We start from the raw sequence: 18,672 nt of genomic DNA, 5'->3' as shown, positions 1-18,672 counted from the left end.
TTCGTCACTAGGCCAGCCCCAGCTTTTCGACCACCAGTACCGGGTCCACCGGCAGCGGAGTCACGGTTGGCATATCCCGCAGCGCGGTGTCGGGGTCCTTGAGGCCATTGCCGGTCACCGTGCACACGACCGTCGACCCGCGGGCCACCCAACCGTCGTCGACGGCCTTGAGCAGTCCGGCGATGCTGGCCGCCGAGGCGGGTTCGACGAAGACGCCTTCGGACTCGGCAACAAGGTGATAGGCGGCCAGGATCTCTTCGTCGGTTGCGGCCAAGAAGCGGCCGTTCGATTGCTGCTGCGCGTCAACGGCAGCCGTCCATGACGCGGGCGCGCCGATGCGGATCGCGGTGGCGATCGTTTCCGGGTTCTTGACCGGGGCGCCACGCACCAGGGGGGCCGCGCCGGCCGCCTGGGTGCCCAGCATGCGCGGCAACTTCTCGATCAGGCCCTCGTGGTGATACTCCGTGTAGCCCTTCCAGTACGCGGTGATGTTCCCCGCGTTGCCGACCGGCAGGGCGTGCACGTCCGGCGCGGTGCCGAGCGCGTCGACGATCTCGAACGCCGCAGTCTTTTGTCCCTCGATTCGCACCGGGTTGACGGAGTTGACCAAGGCGATCGTCGGAAAATCGGTGGCCATCTTGCGGGCCAACTCGAGGCAGTCGTCGAAGTTGCCGTCGATCTGAATGATCTTGGCGCCGTGCATAACCGCCTGCGCCAGCTTGCCCATCGCGATCTTGCCCTGCGGTATCAGCACAGCGCAGGTGATACCGGCTCGCGCCGCATATGCCGCCGCCGACGCCGAGGTGTTCCCGGTCGACGCGCACAACACCGCCTGCTGGCCACGGGCCAACGCGTCGGTGACTGCCATTGTCATGCCCCGGTCTTTGAAAGAGCCCGTGGGATTGAGGCCTTCGACCTTCAGATGCACCGTGCAGCCGGTTCTTTCCGAGATCCGGCCCGCCGCTATCAGCGGTGTACCCCCCTCGAGCAGGGTGACCGGGGTCCAGTCGTCGCCGACCGGCAACCGATCCCGGTATGCCTCGATGAGACCGGGCCACGGCTGATGAACGGCGGTACGCGGTGCGCTCACAGGGTGGTCCCTTCCAATCGCAGCACGCTGGTCACGGTCTGCACCGCATCCAAATCAGCCAGCGCCTCGACGGTTTCAGACAGCGCCGCATCGGTGGCGGTGTGGGTGACCACGACGATGCGGGCCCCCACCCGTCGCCCGCCTTCGTCCACGACGCCTTCCTGACGGACCTCGGCGATGCTCACCTCGCGCTTGGCGAATTCGGCTGCCACTGAGGAGAGCACACCGGGCTTGTCGGCGACGTTCATGCTGACGTAATAGCGCGTGGAGATGAAACCCATTGGGGCCACCGGAAGCTGGGCATATCTGGATTCCTTCGGCCCGCGACTGCCCAGCACCCGGTTGCGTGCGGCCATCACCATGTCACCGGTTACCGCGGACGCGGTCGGCGCGCCGCCGGCACCCTGGCCGTAGAACATCAACCGCCCGGCCGCCTTTGCCTCGACCACCACCGCGTTGAAGGCGCCGTTGACTGCGGCCAGCGGGTGTGACAACGGCACCAACGCCGGATAGACGCGGGCCGAAACCCGCTCCTGGCCGGTGTCGGTCGTGATGCGCTCGCAGATGGACAGCAATTTGATGGTGCAGCCCAGCGCTTTGGCCGACTCGAAGTCGGCCGGGGTGACTTTGGTGATGCCTTCGCGGTAGACGTTGTCGGCGGTCACCCGGGTGTGGAAAGCGATGGACGCCAGAATCGCGGCCTTGGCCGCCGCGTCGTAGCCCTCGACGTCGGCGGTGGGGTCGGCCTCGGCGTAGCCCAGCGCGCTGGCTTCGGCAAGCGCCGTTTCGTAGTCGGCACCGGTGTCGTCCATCGCGGACAAGATGTAGTTGGTGGTGCCGTTGACGATTCCGGCCACCCGTAACACCGTGTCGCCGGCCAACGACTGCGTCAGCGGACGGATGACCGGGATGGCACCGGCGACGGCCGCCTCGAAATACAGGTCGACATTCGCACTTTCGGCGGCCTGCGCCAACTCGCCGGTGGAGGTGGCCAGCAGCGCCTTGTTCGCGGTGACTACCGATTTACCGTGCTCGAGGGCACAGAGGATGGCTTTGCGGGCCGGCTCCACCGGTCCCATCAGTTCCACGACGATGTCGACGTCCTCGCGCGCGGCGAGTTCTTCGATGTCGTTGGTGAGCAGTTCGACAGGGACACCGCGTCCCTCGGCGACGCGGCGCACTCCGACGCCGCGTAACACGACGGGCGCGCCGACGCGAGCGGCGAGGTCATCGGCGCTGTCCCCGATGATTCGGACAACTTCGCTGCCGACGTTGCCCAACCCGAGTACCGCCACGCCTACCGGCCTTTCGTCACGGGGCACAGGTCACCTCACTTCCAGACTCAATAGATCGTCGACCGTCTCACGGCGCAAGATCAGACGCGCGCGCGCGTCCCGCACCGCGACGACGGCCGGGCGGCAAATCATGTTGTAACGACTCGACAAGGAATAACAGTAGGCGCCGGTGGCAGCCACCCCGATCAGGTCGCCGGGTCGCAGGTCCCCCGGGACCCAGGTGTCGCGCACCACGATATCGCCGCTCTCGCAATGCTTTCCGACTAAACGGGCCAGCTCCGCCGGTGCATCGCTGAGCCGTGAGACCAAACGGGCATCGTACTGCGCGTCATAGAGTGCGGTGCGGATGTTGTCGCTCATGCCGCCGTCGACGCTGACATAGCGCCGATGAGCGGTGGCGCTGACGTCGACGTCCTTGACCGTGCCCACTTCGTAGAGCGTGATGGTGCCGGGCCCGGCGATGGCGCGCCCCGGCTCGACTACCAGCCGCGGGGCCGGCAGGCCCACGGCCGCGGACTCGTTCCGCACGATCTCGCTCAGCTTGGCCGCCAGCTCATCCATCGGCGGCGGATCGTCCGCGGCGAGATAGGAAATGCCCAGTCCACCACCCAGATCCACGGTGGAGATCTGCGCGGTTTTCTCGACACCGAATTGTTCGACGGCCTTGTGCAGCAGACCGATGACCCGGCGCGCGGCGAGTTCAAAGCCGGCGACGTCGAAGATCTGCGAACCGATATGGCTGTGCAGACCTACCAGCCGCAGGTGCTGCGTGTCGAATACCCTGCCGACCGCGTCCAAAGCCGCACCGCTCGCCAACGACAACCCGAACTTCTGGTCCTCGTGTGCCGTGGAGATGAACTCATGGGTGTGCGCCTCGACACCGACCGTGAGGCGAACGAAAACATCCTGGACGATGCCCGCCTCCCGCGCGATGGTATCGAGCCGCTCGATCTCAACCATCGAGTCCAACACGACATGGCCGACACCCGCTTTGACCGCTGCCGTCAGCTCGGCAACGGATTTGTTGTTGCCGTGGAAGGTGATTCGCTCCGGCGGGAAGTCAGCGTGCAGCGCGACGGCCAGCTCACCGCCGGTGCACACGTCGAGGGAGAGTCCTTCTTCGTCGATCCAGCGCGCTATTTCGCTGCACAGGAACGCCTTGGCGGCGTAGTGGACGTTTTTGCCGCCGCCGAAGGCCGACGCGATCTCTCGACAGCGAGACCGGAAGTCGTCCTCGTCGACGACGAACAGTGGGGTGCCGTACTCCTGGGCGAGATCGGTCACCGCTACTCCCGCGATGCTGGTGACTCCGGCCTCGTCGCGAGCAACGTTGCGGGGCCAGACGTTGGGCGCCAGCAACAGCAACTCCTCGGGGGATTGCGGTCGTAGCGGGCTTTCGGCGTGGCGGGTCTCTTCGGCGTGCCGAGGACCGGCGGGGTGAACGTTCACATTCGCTCCGGAGCGGTGACGCCCAGTATGGCCAGCCCGTTGGCGATCACCTGGCGGGTCGCTTGGCACAGCGCCAGGCGCGCGGTGTGCAGATCGGTCGGTGACTCGTCGCCCTGCGGCAAGACCCGGCACGAGTCGTAGAACCGGTGGTAGTCGCCGGCGACGTCTTCCAAGTATCGGCATACCCGGTGGGGTTCGCGCAGCGTTGCCGCGGTGGCGAGCACCCGCGGGAATTCGCCGATGGTGCGCAGCAGCGCCCCCTCCTTATCGTGGCTGAGCAGCTCGAGGTGCCCGGTATCGGGGACCAGGCCGAGTTCGGCGGCGTTGCGGGCCAGCGCCGAGAGCCGCGCGTGCGCGTATTGCACGTAATAGACCGGGTTTTCATTCGACGCCGAGGACCACAGCGCCAGGTCGATGTCGATGGGGGTGTCCACCGAAGAACGGATCAGGCTGTAGCGCGCGGCATCGACGCCGATCGCCTCTACGAGGTCGTCCAGCGTGATCACCGTTCCGGCTCGCTTGCTCATTCGGACCGGCTGGCCGTCGCGGACCAGGTTGACCAGCTGCCCGATGAGCACCTCGACCGCGGCCGGGTCGTCGCCGAAGGCCGCCGCCACGGCCTTGAGCCGGGCGATGTATCCGTGGTGGTCGGCCCCCAGCATGTAGATGGACAGGTCGAAGCCCCGCTGTCGCTTGTCCAGGTAGTAGGCGATGTCACCCGCGATGTAGGCCGGCTTGCCGTCGCTTTTGATGACGACGCGGTCCTTGTCGTCGCCGAAGGCGCTGGTGCGCAACCACGTTGCGCCGTCCTTCTCGTAGATGTTGCCCGTTTCGCGCAGCCGGGCGATGGCTTCGTCGACCCGACCGCTGGTGTGCATAGAGTCTTCGTGGGTGTAGATGTCGAAGTCGGTGCCGAACTCGTGCAACGACTCCTTGATGTGGTTGAACATCAGGTCGACACCGATTTGGCGGAAGGTCTCGCGCATCTCGGCGTCGGGCAGACTCAGCGCCTCTGGCGCCTTCTGCAACACCTGGGCGGCGATGTCGTTGATGTAGGCGCCGGCGTACCCGTCTTCGGGGGTGGGCTCGCCCTTGGCCGCGGCGATCAGCGAGCTGGCGAACCGGTCGATCTGGGCGCCGTGATCGTTGAAATAGTATTCGCGCACCACGTCGGCGCCCTGGGTGGATAAGAGCCGGCCCAACGCGTCGCCGACGGCGGCCCAGCGGGTCCCGCCGATATGGATCGGCCCGGTCGGGTTGGCCGACACGAACTCCAAGTTGATGTGGCGGCCGGCCAGTGCGTCGGAGTGGCCGAAGCGGTCGCCGGCGTCAATGACGTTGGTGACGACGACGGCTTGCGCCGATGCCTCGAGACGCAGGTTGATGAAGCCGGGTCCGGCGACCTCGGCCGACGCGATGCCGTCCGCCTGTGACAGCGCCTCGGCGAGCCACCCGGCCAGCTCGCGGGGATTGGCACCGATCTTTTTGCCGAGTTGCAACGCCAAATTACTGGCGTAATCGCCATGCTCGGGATTGCGCGGACGCTCCACTGTGACCGTCTGCGGTAGCGAGGCAGCATCCAGCCCGCGCTCGGCCAGCACCGCGACGGCGGTGGTTTTGAGCAGCTCAGCGAGGTCAGCGGGGGTCACGACCATTCATCCTATTGGCTGGGGCGTCCCCGCCTCGAATCCATTGCGGTGGCGGGGCGGCAGCCTCAATGCGTTAGTCTGTCTCTGCTTGTTCGCAAGCCCCATGGCGCAACAGGTATGTCGGTGCGCCCCCGTAGCTCAGGGGATAGAGCGTCTGCCTCCGGAGCAGAAGGCCGCAGGTTCGAATCCTGCCGGGGGCACCATTAGCACAGGCAGAATTCCGTGCGGCATTCGTGCAATTCAGTGGCGTAGCTTCCTGCTTCTAGTGACGTGCCGTCTCCAGCTGTTTTCGCCACGCGAATTCCATCACGCACTTGTGATCAGGATTTCATCGGCGATATGGGGCAACCGCCTCTGGCTCGCTTCGGACGGTCACTTGGGGAGATTTGCAAACCCGTCGGTATGGCGTGAATATTTGCGCTTAATGCCAACTGCTGTTCTGAATAGCGACCATTGTCGCTTGATGGGTTTGGGGAGCTCGGCGATATGGTCTGGATCGCAACCATCGGGCGCACAAGGGAAAAAATTCGCCCTACTGCGGAGGAGCACTGGCTCCGCCCAATAGTTCCTGTCTACCTTCTCGATAAACCGTTGAGCGGCATCCAAGGTGTCCATGACGTCAACCACACGCTCGTTGCGGATATTGGTGTATTCGACAGCCCATACCTCGGTGGGCCACTCTGTCGCGAACAACACTGTCATGACGTTGGACCGATCGCCACTGACTCAACTTGCATGCGCCACGACTCGCCTGGATTGCTGTCCAGAGGTGATTGGCAGGCCTCGTCGTAGCAAGTCGAAGTTGTCGGGACGATAGGTAAATTCAGCATAAGCAAAGTAGGCATCTGCTGGTGAGGATAACCAGATGCTATCGCCGCTGCGGAAATCACGTTCGCGAACGCGACAGCACTGATCATCGCTATTTTCGTAACGGTCATTGGCCAACTGTAAAGACATCAATCGCCAGACTCGCCGGTCGTGTTTTCTTCGTGACTTATTTGGAATGCTTCTTAGACACGCGTATAAAGGTCCCCAACCGGGGAGTAGTCGGCCGACCAGTCAAGACACAGCTGCCAGCGCAAAAAACCGGCACTAGGACGCCATGTCAGTGCCCCTCTTCGCCCTAGATCACGCGGTGTTGCGGTATATGGATCGCGGCCCGCCGAAGCTCTGCCGTAGGCGGACGATTCGGTTTCCGGCGTGAGGGATATCACCGCCCGCCGGTGCGGGTCGGTTCAGCGTCGTGCCAGCACGAAAGCCTCAATGTGTCGATCTCCGGCCCGCACTTCGTACTTTCGCCAGCCGGGATACAGCGCCACACCTTTGGCCCAGATCTCGTCGCGCTCCCGTGGCGTCGCGAGCCGCGCGGTGGCACGCCAGGTATCGCGGCCGATGGTGACCGTCGCTTCCGGGTTCGCTTTCAAATTGTGGTACCAGGCCGGATGCTTGGTACCGCCGAAGTTGGACGCGATGAGGCCCACGCCGTCCGGGTGCGGGATGCCGTAAACGGCGACGGTGCGTGGTTGACCCGATTTGGCGCCCGTGGTGGTGAGCATGACCACGGGGACCCCGGTCGCGACCTCTGCGAAGCTGCGCCTACCACCGGTGGCCTTGGTGATGAGGCGGTCGAGGTGGTGCGCGGTCGGACGAAGAAGCGCCACCCCTACGGTCGTGGAGGCGAAGCGGCGCATCGCCCGATGGAAGGCATTCGCGTCGTCAAACGATCGCCCAGGCATGGTGTCATTGTGGTCCCCACGCCCGGTCGTGAACAAGCAATCGGAAAACGCACCCCACGCGTCACAAACGACATTAAGCTGCTGGTCGTGGGCGTGAAAGTGTTCGCTAACGGCCGGGGCCGATGGCTCGCGGTAGCGGCTTCGCTCGTCGTCTCCGCCGCGATGATCCACGCGCAGGGCACCACGACGCGGTGCTGTGTCGAGACCCCCGAGGCGGCCCCCACGACCAGCGCCGCCGCGGCTCCACCACCTGCCGGCGCGGCGCGGGCCGCCAGCCAGGCCGAGGTGGAAGCATTGATGGCGCTGGCCCCGCCCGCCCCTTCTGCGGGTCAGCAATTTCAGCTCGCATTGCCTCGCGGCGTCGCGTCCGAGGAACGGTTGCAGGTCAAGACGATTTGGGCGGCGCGCGTCATCAGCGTGCTCTTCCCTCAGATCAAGACAATCGGCGGATACCGCGAGGACGCGCTGCCGTGGCATCCCAACGGGCTGGCGATCGACGTGATGATCCCGAACTACCACAGCGCCGAGGGCATCGAACTCGGCAACCAGATCGCCGGCTACGCCTTGGCGAACGCGAAACGATGGGGCATCAACCACGTGATCTGGCGGCAGAAGATCTATCCGGGCGTCGGCGGGGGCAACTGGATGGCGGACCTGGGCTCAGAGACCGCAGACCATTACGACCATGTTCACATTGCCACCGGCGGCGGCGGCTACCCGAACGGGCACGAAACCTATTACATCGCCTCGATGACCCCTACGCCGCGGGACTGATCCGCAAGTTATTACCCCGCTGATCTCGCTCGGCCGTGCCATGCGGCGCCGCGGCAGGGGTCGACGTCATGCTGACCCGGCGGCGAACGCCGCGACCGGCATTTCGACGCTCCCCTGGCAGGGACCGCCGTGGATGTCTGTGTGCCAGGTCCCGCGCAGTGACCCGTCGGGCTGCGGTGCATAAAAGGCCCACGACCTCGCGGGCGCCCACACTTTCGAAAGACCCTCGCCCATGTAGCAATCCCATTGGAAGTCGAACCGCTCGACCCACTTGGCTCCGTCCCAGGTGTAGCGCGAAGGCTGGGGCAGCGTCGGATTCTTCGGCGTTGGGCCGTTGGTGGCGGTGGCCACGCACGTGCCCGAGGAACATGCGGTGGTGAAGACGTAATCCGCGCTGAAGGTCGGTTCGGCCTGCGTGGCCGCGACGCTGCTGCCGGATTTACTCGCCGCGTACCTCACCAGTGAGTATTTGCCGTTCCACGAGGGTGGCACCGCATTTGCACACATTCCGGGCGCCCCGACGAGCAACGCGGCGACGGCAGCGAGCACTGTTACCACCCGAACCCGCGGCCGCATTGGGTCAATGCTGGGCGTTCGATGACGCGGCGTGATCTCGGCGCGGACACGATCGCGGTGTCGTCGCGGGATTCATCACACTCGCAGAAGAAACAACCCGTAGGCCGCAACCGACTGCGCGTCGACGATGTCTCCCCCGCGGATCATCTGCTCGACCTCGTCGCGCGAAAACCACGCGCTGCGCATGTCCTGCTCCTCGTGCTCGCGGTCGGCTTCTCCTTCGGCGATACCCGTGGCCAAGAAAACCCAGCCGCGTTGACTGGTCATTCCCGGGGCGACGTCGAGCCGGCCGAGCGTTTCGAAGGACGTTGCGCGCAATCCGGTTTCCTCACGCAACTCGCGTTCGGCCAGCTCGGCGGGTTCCGCGTCGGCCAGATCGGGAGCCGTGCCTTGCGGAAACTCCCAGCGCCGCTCGTCGAGGGGATAACGAAACTGCTCGACCAACCGGAAGCGCTGGCCGTCGTACGGCATGACGAGCGCGTAGGCCGGTTTGTCGACGACGCTGTAAATACCGACGCTGCCGTCCGGGCGGCGGATGTCATCCTCTCGCAGCACCATCCAAGGGTTCCGGTAAATTTCACGGCTCGCGAGGCGTTCGATGAAAGTCACGACGCCAGTATTGCCGCGAATGCCATCACTCATTCGGTGACGGCGGTGGGGAGTAGCGTCCAAACCTATGCCGTCCCCGGAAGCCATCACCGAAACCGTCAATCGCTACCTCGCGCTGGTGGCCACGGGCACCGCCGACGAGATCGTGACCCTCTACGCCGCCGACGCCACGATCGAAGATCCGATCGGATCCGACATTCGCCGCGGTCACAATGCCATCCGCGAGTTTTACGCGGGATTCCAAGACGCGAAGAAGGACACCGAACTGGCCGAATTGCGGATCTCCGGCAGCGAAGCCGCCTTTTTCTGGCATCTGACGCTCGACGCCGGTGATACCCGTACCCGGATCTCGCCGATCTCGACGATGTCGTTCGACGCGGACGCCAAGATCGCGTCGATGCGAGCCTTCTGGTCACCCGCGGACGTTCAGGCCGTGTGAATCGGCCGAAGACGTCGCCAAGTTTGTTGATCGACAACTTAACTCGGAATCCGACCACGGATGCTCTGCACGAGCATGGTGGCGTCGTCGCCGAGATCGCCGCCGATGACCTCGATGTCGACCACGGCGTTCGACTTGGCCGCCAGGGCCCGCAGTGCGCTGGTGTGCTGGCCGCCGACGTCGGTGGTCCGCCCCTTGTCCTGCACGGTCCCCGGGGTGCTGCGCACCGATGTCATCGGGCCGGTTTGCACCGGGGTTTCAACGTCATAGATGCCGGACATGCCGCCGTGCGAGTACGTCAACTGCCTTCCGGCGCAGCTGTTGCTGATTGATGGCGCCAGCGACGAAACTTCTTGCGGCCGCGGCATTGTCGAATGTCGCGACGAACTCCGAAACGCCATGCGGGAAACCATTGGTGTGTCGCCCCAGATCCACGCCGTAGATGGCACGGTAGCCGCTGCCGCGATGGGACGCCGTCAAGCCGTTGAATACCGCGTCGGTGCACTCCGGAGGATCAAAGCTGTCATCGTGTTGCAGCTCGTGCGTCTGGGTCCATGTCTTGTTGACGTACATGCCAGGCGTCCTGGTGAGGCCGTCAACATCTTTCCCGGTGAGCACCAGCGACTGGAGCCCGTCGGGCGTCACCGACGGTTCGGGCGGCGCGAGCGAGGGCACTCGGCGAGACCCACTCGCCAACCGTCTTCGCGTTTGAGGACATGTCGCGCTGGCGTCAACCGGCATAGTGCCCGATAGTCGTAGCAGCAAGTGAGCGCCAATGTCATCAGAGGTGGGATTTATGCGTGATGACTCACCACGCGGGAACGGCCGCGATTGCGAGGCGGCCGTCGCGGCGGAACGCGAATGAGCACACGCCGCCACATCATCGTCAGCGGTGACGACGCGCTCGCGACCACAATCGCCGAGGAACTGAACCGCGCGGGCGCCACGATCATCAAGCTGCACAGCGAGGAGCTCACCGGTGCCGACCTTGGCCGCGCAAGCGCGATCGTGTGCGCGGGGGCCGATGACGCGAAGAATCTCGAAATCGCCTTGCTGGCAAGGAAAACGAATCCCCATGTGCGCGTGGTCGCCCGCCTGGGTAACGACGTGCTGCGCGCCGCGGTGGCCGACGACAACGGTCCGGGAGCCATTCTGGACGTCGCCGACCTCGCGGCGCCGTCGGTCGTCGAGGCCTGCCTATCCAGCCACACGCACCCGGTCGAGGCGGCCGGAATCAAATTCCTGGTGTCGGGGGCCGAGGCACCGCGCGACGCGACCCTCCGCGAGATCTACGGCGACCTGGCACCGGTAGCCGTGATTCACGGCGAGAACTCCGCTGCGCCCGACGAAGTGGTGCCATGTCCGGGACGAGACCATCCGGTGCGTGCCGGAGACTGGACGGCCATGATCGGCAGCGCCGATGAGCTGGCCGCTCGCGGGATAAAAACGCCCCGCCCGAGCGCGACACGCTCTCGCCAGTCGTGGATGCGGCGAATTTCGGACGCCGCGCGGGCGATGCGCGATGACGTCAATCCCATGATTTTCCCGGCCATTCTGCTCGCGCTCAGCCTGCTGCTCGCGTCGACGATTGTGGTGCACACCTCCTATACGAAGCCGCGGCTGTCCTGGCTGGACGCCCTGTATTTCACCGCGGAGACCATCACCACCGTGGGCTATGGCGAGTTCGGCTTCGCACAACAATCGGCGTGGTTGCGGATATTCGCCGTCGGCTTGATGTTCGCCGGCGTGACGACCACCGCACTGCTCGTCGCGTTCCTGGCGGACTTGCTGCTGTCGCGCCGCTTCCTGCAGTCGGCCGGGGTCCGCCGGGCACGCCATTTGCGCGACCACATCATCGTGGTCGGCCTGGGCTCGTTCGGCAGCCGCGTCGTCGGTGACCTGACCGCTGCCGGATACGACGTCGCGGTGATCGAGCGTGACGAGAACAACCGATTCCTGTCGACCGCGGACGAACTGGACGTGCCGGTGATCTTCGGGGATGCAACACTGCGCCAGACGCTGGAGGCAGCCCGCGTCGACCGCGCCCGCGCCGTAGCGGTGCTGACTCAGGACGACATGGTCAACATCGAGACCGGAATTGTGCTGCGCGAGATGCTCGGCCCCCGGGTGATGCCTGAGGTCAACCGGCCCGACGTCCCGATCGTGCTGCGGATCTATGACCGCACCCTCGGCGAGGCCGTGGCCAAGCGATTCGGTTTCGAGAACGTTCGATCGACTGTCGACCTGGCCGCGCCCTGGTTCATCGGTGCCGCGATGGGTCTGCAGGTGCTGGGGACGTTCTCGGTCGGGCAGCGTTCGTTCATGGTCGGCGCCATGCACGTGGCGGCGGGTAGCGAACTCGACGGGCTGCGGATGTTCGAGCTGTCCACCCAGACTCGTGTCATCGCCATCACTCGCCGGGATGCGCCCGTCGAGCTGCACCCGCGGCGGGACGCGTGGCTTCGTGGCGGCGACACCGTCTACCTGGTGGGGCCGTACCGCGAGCTGCTGGAGACGCTGCGCAAGGGACAGCCGTCGCAGGAGCCCGCCGTCACCGACGAGCACCGAACCGATAGGGCGGCGACCTGAGGCACGCCGGTTCGGACAGCGGGGCGACCGGAGACTACAGCCGCGCTGCCACGTCCGCGGCGCGACGAAGCTGATCGACATCCGAGCTCGTCGGAATGAGCTGAACTTCGTCGGTGCCGATCGCCTCGAACCTGCGCAACACGTCCACGAGCTCGTCTTCGTTGCCGGCCCAGCCCGTCAGCGGCGCCATCGCATCGACGTATTCCGCCGGAATCCAGTTCATGTAGCGCCGCAGATGACGGTGGATCTGGCCGCGAGACGCCTCGGACGTTCCGAACGCGAACCAGAACGAAGTGATCAAGTGGGGTTGGGGCTTGCCGGCCTGGGCCCAGGCTTCTCGGGTGACGTCGAACAGCTCGTTCTGCTTGCCGACGTCAAGGTCGAGGGTGGTGCCGGCCAGCCCGTCGGCCCACTCGGCCGCACTGCGGATGGTTTTGGGTCCGATGCTTCCGACGAACAGCGGCGGACCGCCGGGCTGGACCGGCGCCGGCCCGACGGGCAGCACCGATTCGGAGGTCTTCTCCCCCGCCCAAACGCGCTTCATCACAGCTACGCGTTCGGCCATGCCGCGCATCGTCTGTGTCGCCGGATCGGCACCCACGGCGTGGTAGTCCTCGTGCCGGCCGCCGACCCCTATGCCCACGGTCAACCGGCCGCCGCTGAGCAGATCGCCGGTCGCCAGACCCTTGGCGAGCATGACGGGATCGTGCAGCTGCGGCACGATGACGGTCGTCAGCAGCCGCACCCGGTTGGTCCAGGCGGCCAGCGCTCCCAGCAATGTCAGGTTGTCCGGATTATCGAAGGCGATCCGCTCGCCCCAGCACAACGACGCGAACGGGCCCTCGTCGATGGCGCGCGCCCACGTCTCGAGCACCGTGGCGTCCAGATCCGGCTCCATCACCGGCATCGTCATCGCAATCTGCACGACGGCGATTCTGGCATGTTTAACATGCGGCCTTTCAGTGGAACCATGGACCGAATGGCGTTCACGAGTAGTTCCATCGCACATGTCCGACTGACCGTGACCGATATCGAGCGGTCGCGCCAGTTCTACGAGAGCGTGTTCGGTTGGCCGGTGCTGCTGGAGGTCCCCGACAACGCCAGCGAAGCTGCCCGTAATCAGTTGAGCTTTCTGTACGGCGGCGTCATCTACGACCTCGGCGGCACCCTGCTCGGGCTGCGGCCGGTCGCCGCTGACCGCTTCGATGAAGACCGTGTCGGGCTGGACCACATCGCCTTCCGGCTCGGCAGCAAGGATGAATTAGATTCGGCGGCAGCGCATCTCGATGAACTCGGCGTCGTCCACGAGCCGGTCAAAGACATCGGGCCGTCCTACATCCTGGAGTTCCGCGACCCGGACAACATCGCCCTGGAGCTAACCGCGCCGAAGTAGCGCAGCGTTGTCGAGCCGGCATCGGAGTGGTTGACTGGAAAGAACTATGGCCATCAGTTTCAACCACACCATCGTCGCGTCACGCGACAAACACGAATCCGCCGAGTTTCTCGCCGAGCTCTTCGGGCTGCCCAGCCCAAAGCCCTTCGGCCACTTCATGGTTGTCGAGCTCGAGCACGGTGCAAGCCTCGACTACGCGGATGCACCCGAGGGCGCGGATATCCCCCGGCAGCACTACGCGTTCTTGGTCTCCGAGCAGGAGTTCGACGCCATCTACGACAGGATGCGGTCACGCGGTCTGCAGCACTGGGCCGATCCGGGCGCGACGCGCCCCGGCGAGATCAACCACAACCACGGCGGGCGGGGAGTCTATTTCCCGGATCCGTCCGGCCATGCCATGGAGATTCTTACCAGCCCGTATGGATCGGCGGGCTGAGCGAGCAACCGCTGCGCCTAGTCGCCGCTGCGCGCGGCGCCGTGCCGGCGGCTTTCCTGCTCGCGATAGTCGTCGGCCAGCTGCACGACATGCTTCGGCAGGCCACCCGTGGCGACGTCGGCCAGCGTGGTTTCCTCCAACACCGACCGCATGCTGGCCCGCAACGCCCGCCAGACGTCGGTGAGCGCCGCCGTCGGTCCCGAGTACGGCAAATCGCCCAGCCCGATGTCACGCACACTGGCCAGCGGTCCGTCGATACAGCGCAGCACGTCGGCAATGCTGATGTCTTTCCCGGAGCGGGCCAATTCGTAGCCACCTTCGCGACCGCGATGGCTTCGCACCAGCCGGTCAGTGCGTAGGTTGGTCAGAATGTCGACGAGAAATTGCGGCGGAATGCCCTGGGCGTGGGCCAAATCGTCCGTCTTGACCAGGGTTCCGTCGGGAACCGTGGCGAGCTGAATCATCGCCCGCACGGCATACTCCGCTTTCGCCGACATGCGCACTTACAGGATTGTGCCATCCAGCGACACAATTTCGGTGCAGCCTGGCTGATGCGGCGCCTATCCGAGTGAATCGAGCAGGTCGACGACCCGCTGCGCCTGATCGTCGACGGTCTCGTCCGGGGTGAGCCGAAGATCGGGGCGCAGCGGCGGCTGATACGGGCTGTCGATACCGGTGAACTGGCTGATCTCCCCGGCGCGCGCCTTGGCGTACAAACCCTTGGGATCGCGTCTTTCGCATTCCTCGAGCGGGGTGTCACAGAAGACCTCGATGAAGTCGAAGCCGGCGTCGGCGTGCACATTGCGGGCGAGTTCACGTTGCCCGGCCAGCGGACTGATCGCCGGCACCAGCACGACGCTGCCGCAGTCGGCCAGCAACGCCGCCACATGCGCCAGCCTGCGCAGGTTTTCAGCCCGGTCGGCCATGCTGAAGCCCAAGTCGGCGTTCAAGCCATGCCGCAAATTGTCACCGTCGAGAACGTAAGCGGGCGCTCCCTTTTCGAGCAGCTTCTGCTCGACCAGCATGGCCACCGACGACTTGCCGGAGCCAGACAGGCCGGTGAACCACACCGTCCTGCCCCGAGGCCGTGCCTCGGCGATGGTGGATGATTTGTGCCGCACCGTGTTCGGGCTCGCGGACTGTGCCGAAGCATCGCGCAACACCATGCCGGCCGCCACCGTTGCGTTGGTGTTCGGGTCGATGAGGATGAACGAACCGGTGCTGGGGTTGCGGGTGTACTCGTCGAGCAGCAGCGGCACCTGGGTGCGCAACGAGATGCGGCCGAGTTCATTGAGCTGCAACGCCGTTGCCGTCTTGTCGCGGTGCAGCGTGTTGACGTCCAGCCGGTAGTCGAGCGCCGTCACCCTGGCGTGCGTGGTTCGCGTGGTGTGCTTGATGACGTAGCCACGGCCGGGTTCCAGAGCCGCATTGTCGGCCATCCAGCACACCGTCGCATCGAACTCGTGCGCGACCCGGGGCTGATTGTGGGTGCGCGCGATCAAATCGCCCCGCGAGATGTCGATCTCGTCGGCCAGGGTCAGCGAAACCGCCATCGGTGGGAAGGCTTCTGCCACCGGACCATTCGGCCCATCGATCGCAGTGATGCGGGTGCGTTTGCCGACCGGCAGCACCACCACTTCGTCGCCGGGACGCATGACCCCGCTGGCGACGCTACCCGCGTAGCTGCGGTGATCCTGGTGCTCGCGAGTGTGCGGGCGGATGACGTACTGGACCGGGAACCGGACGTCGACCAGGTTGCGGTCCCCCGCGATGTACACCTCTTCGAGGTGCGACAGCAACGCCGGCCCCTCGTACCAGGGGGTCTGCTCCGACTTGCTCACCACGTTGTCGCCGTGCAGCGCAGAAAGGGGGATGGTGGCCACGTCGTGCACGTCCAGGCGCGCGGCGAAGGCGTGGAATTCGTTCCGGATCGCTTCGAATTTGTCTCTGTCCCAGCCGATCAGGTCCATCTTGTTGACCGCGAGCACGATGTGCCGGATGCCAAGCAGGGAGGCCAAAAAGGCGTGCCGGCGGGACTGTTCGAGCAAGCCGTGCCGCGCGTCGACCAGCACGATCACCAGCTGGGCGGTCGATGCGCCGGTCACCATGTTGCGTGTGTATTGGATGTGGCCCGGGGTGTCGGCGATGATGAATTTCCGCTTGGGAGTGGCGAAGTAGCGGTAGGCGACGTCGATCGTGATGCCCTGTTCGCGCTCCGCCCGCAGGCCGTCGGTCACCAACGCGAGATCGGTGTAGTCGTGTCCACGGTCCTTGGACGTCTGTTCCACCGCCGCCCACTGGTCTTCCATGACGGCCTTGGAGTCATACAGCAGGCGACCGATCAGGGTGGACTTGCCGTCGTCGACCGAACCCGCGGTCGCCAGGCGCAACAGCGTTGTCATCAGAAGTATCCCTGCCGCTTGCGGTCTTCCATGCCGGCCTCCGAGATCCGGTCGTCAGCCCGGGTGGCCCCGCGTTCGGTCAGCCGCGACACCGCGGTCTCAGCGATGACCTCGTCCACCGTGGCGGCCTGGGATTCCACGCACCCGGTGCACGTGACGTCCCCGACGGTGCGGAAACGCACCATTGTTTCGAACACCGGCTCGTCGGCACGTGGCTGCATGTTGCGGTCGACAGCCAGCAGCATGCCGTCGCGGCGAAACACCTTGCGCTGATGCGCGTAATAGATCGACGGCAGCGCGATGTTCTCGGCGCCGATGTAGGACCAGATGTCGAATTCGGTCCAGTTGGACAGCGGGAACACGCGGATGTGCTCACCTTTGTGATGGCGGCCGTTGTAGAGGTTCCACAGCTCGGGGCGCTGGGCCTTCGGATCCCACTGACCGAACTCGTCGCGGAAGCTGAACACGCGTTCCTTGGCGCGGGCCTTCTCTTCGTCGCGGCGCGCTCCCCCGAACGCGGCGTCGAACTTGTTCTCCCCGATGGCCCGCAGCAGCGTCACGGTCTGAATCGAGTTGCGCCCCTGGCGCGGCTCGACGACGCGCCCGGCGTCGATGTCCTCCTGGACCGAGGCGACCACCAAGCGCACACCGTGCTCGGCCACCAACTCGTCGCGGGTCGCGATCACCTCGTCGAAGTTGTGCCCGGTGTCGACGTGCATCACCGGGAAGGGCAGCCGACCGGGGCGAAACGCCCGCAGCGCCAGGTGCAGCATGACGATGGAATCCTTGCCGCCGGAGAACAGCAGCACCGGCCGCTCGAACTCCGCGGCCACCTCGCGGATGATGTGGATCGCCTCGGCCTCCAGCGAGCGCAGATGACTCAGTTCGTACTGTCCGGCGGCGGGGGCCACCTTGAGATCACTGGGCATAGCTCCCTTTTGCTAAATCCTGGTCGATTTGACCATATTTGCTATCTTAGAAAGCTATAAGACCAGCTCGCCCCCGCGCTGTCAACCGCACGAACCGCGGTCGCCTGACCGCGCGGCGCGCGAGCCCGCCACCGGGCACATCGCGCCAAGAGTCGCGGCCGCCCTTTCACGGCCGCCGGGGGTGCGAAAACATGGACGAATGGCTGCCTCCCCCGAACCTCTCCCGTCCGCGCCGAGCGGTCGCGACGTCATCGCGCAGTTCCTCCCCCAATCCCCGTTCGTCGTCAAGCTGGGCATCGTCGCTGACCGGCTCGCAGCAGACGAAGTGCGGCTGCGGCTGCCCTGGGACCCGTCCAACGTGACCATCGGCGACATGGTCCATGGCGGCGCCATCGCCACACTCGCCGATCTCACCGTCATGGCTGCGGCGTGGTGCGGTGCGGAGGCTCCGCCCGAGCTGCGGGGCGTGACGGTGTCGATCACCCTGGACTTCATGGCACCCGCCCGGGCCACCGACTTGATCGGGGTCGGCCGGGTGCTGCGGCGCGGCCGGTCGTTGGTCAACTGCGAGGCCGAGATCGTCGACCCACAGGGCACGCTGGTGGCCAAAGCGCTGGCAACCTACAAGGTGGGTTAAGAACGCCCGGACAACTCTCGCCGAGCCAGGCCGTTGCCGGCTCCTCCTCACCCGTTAAGCGGGCCGTGTCAATGCCGAGCTAAAGCGTGACTTCGTCGAGCTTGCCGGTGGCCACATCGAAGATGAATCCGCGCAGCGAGACGTGCTTGGTGACGAACGGGCTGCCCTCGATGCGGCGCAGCGATTGCCGGACATCCTCGGCAATGTCGCCGAACGCCTCGGGCGCCCACGGCGGTTTGATCCCGGTCTCCTCCTGGATGCTGCGCTTGAAGTCGTCATCGGTAAAGGTGAGCATGCCGCAATCGGTGTGGTGGATCAGGATGATCTCCCGCGTCCCCAGCAAGCGCTGGCTGATGGCCAGCGAGCGGACAACGTCGTCGGTGACGACTCCCCCGGCGTTGCGGATGACGTGGGCCTCTCCCTCGTTGAGCCCGAGGAGGCGGTAGACGTCGAGCCGGGCATCCATGCATGCAACGACCGCGACGTGTTTGGCCGGCGGCATCGGCAGGGGGCCCTCGAAGGTGCTCGCATAATCCGAGTTGTTGGCCAGGTATTCATCGGTAACCGTCACACAAGCCTCCTAGACAATGTCCGGCCCGAACCGTGCTGCGTTGCTAGACGACCCGGCACCGCGGTGGATCCTAACAATCGATCACACGCGATTCACGC

At 65.4% G+C, this 18,672-nt stretch carries 20 protein-coding genes and 1 tRNA gene; 7 read left to right on the top strand and 14 right to left on the bottom strand.

Annotated elements, in window-relative coordinates:
• Positions 1 to 7 precede the first annotated feature (7 nt).
• Genes thrC through argS form a run of 4 tightly spaced genes read right to left on the bottom strand, consistent with a single transcriptional unit; the run spans position 8 to position 5,483 of the window.
• Positions 8 to 1,090: a threonine synthase gene (thrC, locus tag A5686_RS23335; protein ID WP_067939231.1), complete on the bottom strand. Its 1,083-nt coding sequence runs from the start codon at positions 1,088 to 1,090 to the stop codon at positions 8 to 10.
• The gene (locus A5686_RS23330; RefSeq protein ID WP_067939227.1) at positions 1,087 to 2,412 is read right to left on the bottom strand and encodes a homoserine dehydrogenase; all 1,326 of its coding nucleotides are present in this window, start codon (positions 2,410 to 2,412) and stop codon (positions 1,087 to 1,089) included. Before A5686_RS23330 ends, thrC begins: the two co-directional genes overlap by 4 nt.
• Before the next feature lie 3 nt (positions 2,413 to 2,415).
• The gene (gene lysA, locus A5686_RS23325; RefSeq protein ID WP_067939222.1) at positions 2,416 to 3,834 is read right to left on the bottom strand and encodes a diaminopimelate decarboxylase; all 1,419 of its coding nucleotides are present in this window, start codon (positions 3,832 to 3,834) and stop codon (positions 2,416 to 2,418) included.
• Positions 3,831 to 5,483 (bottom strand): arginine--tRNA ligase, encoded by a 1,653-nt coding sequence (argS, locus tag A5686_RS23320; RefSeq protein ID WP_067939589.1) that lies wholly within the window; start codon positions 5,481 to 5,483, stop codon positions 3,831 to 3,833. The genes lysA and argS overlap by 4 nt, the downstream gene beginning before the upstream one ends.
• A 127-nt stretch (positions 5,484 to 5,610) precedes the next feature.
• Between argS and A5686_RS23315 the strand changes: the two genes are divergently transcribed.
• Positions 5,611 to 5,686: transfer RNA gene (locus A5686_RS23315), tRNA-Arg, on the top strand.
• Positions 5,687 to 6,718: 1,032 nt separating this feature from the next.
• On the opposite strand, the gene A5686_RS23305 is transcribed toward A5686_RS23315, so the two are convergent.
• Positions 6,719 to 7,219 (bottom strand): nitroreductase family deazaflavin-dependent oxidoreductase, encoded by a 501-nt coding sequence (locus A5686_RS23305; RefSeq protein WP_067939586.1) that lies wholly within the window; start codon positions 7,217 to 7,219, stop codon positions 6,719 to 6,721.
• Positions 7,220 to 7,306: 87 nt separating this feature from the next.
• Between A5686_RS23305 and A5686_RS23300 the strand changes: the two genes are divergently transcribed.
• Positions 7,307 to 7,993 (top strand): glycoside hydrolase, encoded by a 687-nt coding sequence (locus A5686_RS23300; RefSeq protein ID WP_067939583.1) that lies wholly within the window; start codon positions 7,307 to 7,309, stop codon positions 7,991 to 7,993.
• A 66-nt stretch (positions 7,994 to 8,059) separates the two neighbouring features.
• On the opposite strand, the gene A5686_RS23295 is transcribed toward A5686_RS23300, so the two are convergent.
• Both A5686_RS23295 and A5686_RS23290 read right to left on the bottom strand, forming a co-directional pair.
• Positions 8,060 to 8,500, bottom strand: coding sequence for a hypothetical protein (locus A5686_RS23295; RefSeq protein WP_067939581.1), 441 nt, complete (start codon positions 8,498 to 8,500; stop codon positions 8,060 to 8,062).
• Positions 8,501 to 8,644: 144 nt separating this feature from the next.
• Entirely contained in the window at positions 8,645 to 9,211 is a 567-nt protein-coding gene (locus tag A5686_RS23290; RefSeq protein ID WP_067939217.1) for an NUDIX hydrolase, read from the bottom strand.
• Between the two features lie 34 nt (positions 9,212 to 9,245).
• Between A5686_RS23290 and A5686_RS23285 the strand changes: the two genes are divergently transcribed.
• Positions 9,246 to 9,617: a nuclear transport factor 2 family protein gene (locus A5686_RS23285; RefSeq protein ID WP_067939214.1), complete on the top strand. Its 372-nt coding sequence runs from the start codon at positions 9,246 to 9,248 to the stop codon at positions 9,615 to 9,617.
• A 38-nt stretch (positions 9,618 to 9,655) separates the two neighbouring features.
• Here the strand turns inward: A5686_RS23285 and A5686_RS28250 are convergent, their stop codons facing one another.
• Entirely contained in the window at positions 9,656 to 9,898 is a 243-nt protein-coding gene (locus A5686_RS28250) for a hypothetical protein (protein WP_067939211.1), read from the bottom strand.
• Positions 9,882 to 10,358 carry a sensor domain-containing protein gene (locus A5686_RS28120; protein ID WP_082947762.1) on the bottom strand — a complete coding sequence of 159 codons (477 nt, stop codon included), beginning with the start codon at positions 10,356 to 10,358 and terminating at the stop codon, positions 9,882 to 9,884. Before A5686_RS28120 ends, A5686_RS28250 begins: the two co-directional genes overlap by 17 nt.
• Positions 10,359 to 10,478: 120 nt before the next feature.
• On the opposite strand from A5686_RS28120, the gene A5686_RS23270 reads away from it, so the two are divergent.
• Positions 10,479 to 12,206: an NAD-binding protein gene (locus tag A5686_RS23270; protein ID WP_067939204.1), complete on the top strand. Its 1,728-nt coding sequence runs from the start codon at positions 10,479 to 10,481 to the stop codon at positions 12,204 to 12,206.
• Positions 12,207 to 12,240: 34 nt separating this feature from the next.
• On the opposite strand, the gene A5686_RS23265 is transcribed toward A5686_RS23270, so the two are convergent.
• On the bottom strand, positions 12,241 to 13,119 hold the full coding sequence (locus tag A5686_RS23265; protein ID WP_067939576.1) for an LLM class flavin-dependent oxidoreductase: 879 nt from the start codon (positions 13,117 to 13,119) through the stop codon (positions 12,241 to 12,243).
• 66 nt (positions 13,120 to 13,185) lie between these two features.
• Between A5686_RS23265 and A5686_RS23260 the strand changes: the two genes are divergently transcribed.
• Positions 13,186 to 13,599 (top strand): VOC family protein, encoded by a 414-nt coding sequence (locus A5686_RS23260; protein WP_067939578.1) that lies wholly within the window; start codon positions 13,186 to 13,188, stop codon positions 13,597 to 13,599.
• 46 nt (positions 13,600 to 13,645) lie between these two features.
• A complete protein-coding gene (locus A5686_RS23255) occupies positions 13,646 to 14,035 on the top strand; it encodes a VOC family protein (RefSeq protein WP_067939200.1) in 390 nt (129 codons plus the stop codon).
• A gap of 17 nt (positions 14,036 to 14,052) precedes the next feature.
• Here A5686_RS23255 and A5686_RS23250 read toward each other — a convergent pair whose 3' ends face one another.
• The 3 genes from A5686_RS23250 to cysD are packed head-to-tail and all read right to left on the bottom strand — an operon-like array spanning position 14,053 to position 17,366.
• On the bottom strand, positions 14,053 to 14,538 hold the full coding sequence (locus tag A5686_RS23250; RefSeq protein ID WP_067939197.1) for an RrF2 family transcriptional regulator: 486 nt from the start codon (positions 14,536 to 14,538) through the stop codon (positions 14,053 to 14,055).
• Positions 14,539 to 14,595: 57 nt separating this feature from the next.
• Positions 14,596 to 16,437, bottom strand: coding sequence for an adenylyl-sulfate kinase (gene cysC / locus A5686_RS23245; RefSeq protein ID WP_067939194.1), 1,842 nt, complete (start codon positions 16,435 to 16,437; stop codon positions 14,596 to 14,598).
• Entirely contained in the window at positions 16,437 to 17,366 is a 930-nt protein-coding gene (gene cysD, locus A5686_RS23240; RefSeq protein WP_067939191.1) for a sulfate adenylyltransferase subunit CysD, read from the bottom strand. The genes cysC and cysD overlap by 1 nt, the downstream gene beginning before the upstream one ends.
• Before the next feature lie 199 nt (positions 17,367 to 17,565).
• Here cysD and A5686_RS23235 point away from each other — a divergent pair, with 199 nt between their 5' ends.
• The gene (locus A5686_RS23235) at positions 17,566 to 18,003 is read left to right on the top strand and encodes a PaaI family thioesterase (RefSeq protein ID WP_067939188.1); all 438 of its coding nucleotides are present in this window, start codon (positions 17,566 to 17,568) and stop codon (positions 18,001 to 18,003) included.
• Positions 18,004 to 18,082: 79 nt separating this feature from the next.
• Here the strand turns inward: A5686_RS23235 and A5686_RS23230 are convergent, their stop codons facing one another.
• Positions 18,083 to 18,574 carry a carbonic anhydrase gene (locus A5686_RS23230; RefSeq protein WP_067939187.1) on the bottom strand — a complete coding sequence of 164 codons (492 nt, stop codon included), beginning with the start codon at positions 18,572 to 18,574 and terminating at the stop codon, positions 18,083 to 18,085.
• Positions 18,575 to 18,672 lie beyond the last annotated feature (98 nt).

The sequence above is a fragment of the Mycobacterium sp. E2479 genome (assembly GCF_001667925.1).
GTDB lineage: Bacteria > Actinomycetota > Actinomycetes > Mycobacteriales > Mycobacteriaceae > Mycobacterium.
This window is presented reverse-complemented; position numbering and strand designations above follow the sequence as displayed.

Excerpts from the sequence above, each read along its gene's own strand:
- A5686_RS23305 (WP_067939586.1), bottom strand. The coding sequence starts at position 7,219 with ATGCCTGGGCGATCGTTTGACGACGCGAATGCCTTCCATCGGGCGATG.
- A5686_RS23295 (WP_067939581.1), bottom strand. The coding sequence starts at position 8,500 with ATGTGTGCAAATGCGGTGCCACCCTCGTGGAACGGCAAATACTCACTG.
- A5686_RS23290 (WP_067939217.1), bottom strand. The coding sequence starts at position 9,211 with ATGAGTGATGGCATTCGCGGCAATACTGGCGTCGTGACTTTCATCGAA.
- A5686_RS23285 (WP_067939214.1), top strand. The coding sequence starts at position 9,246 with ATGCCGTCCCCGGAAGCCATCACCGAAACCGTCAATCGCTACCTCGCG.
- A5686_RS28250 (WP_067939211.1), bottom strand. The coding sequence starts at position 9,898 with ATGTCCGGCATCTATGACGTTGAAACCCCGGTGCAAACCGGCCCGATG.
- A5686_RS28120 (WP_082947762.1), bottom strand. The coding sequence starts at position 10,358 with ATGCCGGTTGACGCCAGCGCGACATGTCCTCAAACGCGAAGACGGTTG.
- A5686_RS23270 (WP_067939204.1), top strand. The coding sequence starts at position 10,479 with ATGAGCACACGCCGCCACATCATCGTCAGCGGTGACGACGCGCTCGCG.
- A5686_RS23265 (WP_067939576.1), bottom strand. The coding sequence starts at position 13,119 with ATGACGATGCCGGTGATGGAGCCGGATCTGGACGCCACGGTGCTCGAG.
- A5686_RS23260 (WP_067939578.1), top strand. The coding sequence starts at position 13,186 with ATGGCGTTCACGAGTAGTTCCATCGCACATGTCCGACTGACCGTGACC.
- A5686_RS23255 (WP_067939200.1), top strand. The coding sequence starts at position 13,646 with ATGGCCATCAGTTTCAACCACACCATCGTCGCGTCACGCGACAAACAC.
- cysC (WP_067939194.1), bottom strand. The coding sequence starts at position 16,437 with ATGACAACGCTGTTGCGCCTGGCGACCGCGGGTTCGGTCGACGACGGC.
- cysD (WP_067939191.1), bottom strand. The coding sequence starts at position 17,366 with ATGCCCAGTGATCTCAAGGTGGCCCCCGCCGCCGGACAGTACGAACTG.
- A5686_RS23235 (WP_067939188.1), top strand. The coding sequence starts at position 17,566 with ATGGCTGCCTCCCCCGAACCTCTCCCGTCCGCGCCGAGCGGTCGCGAC.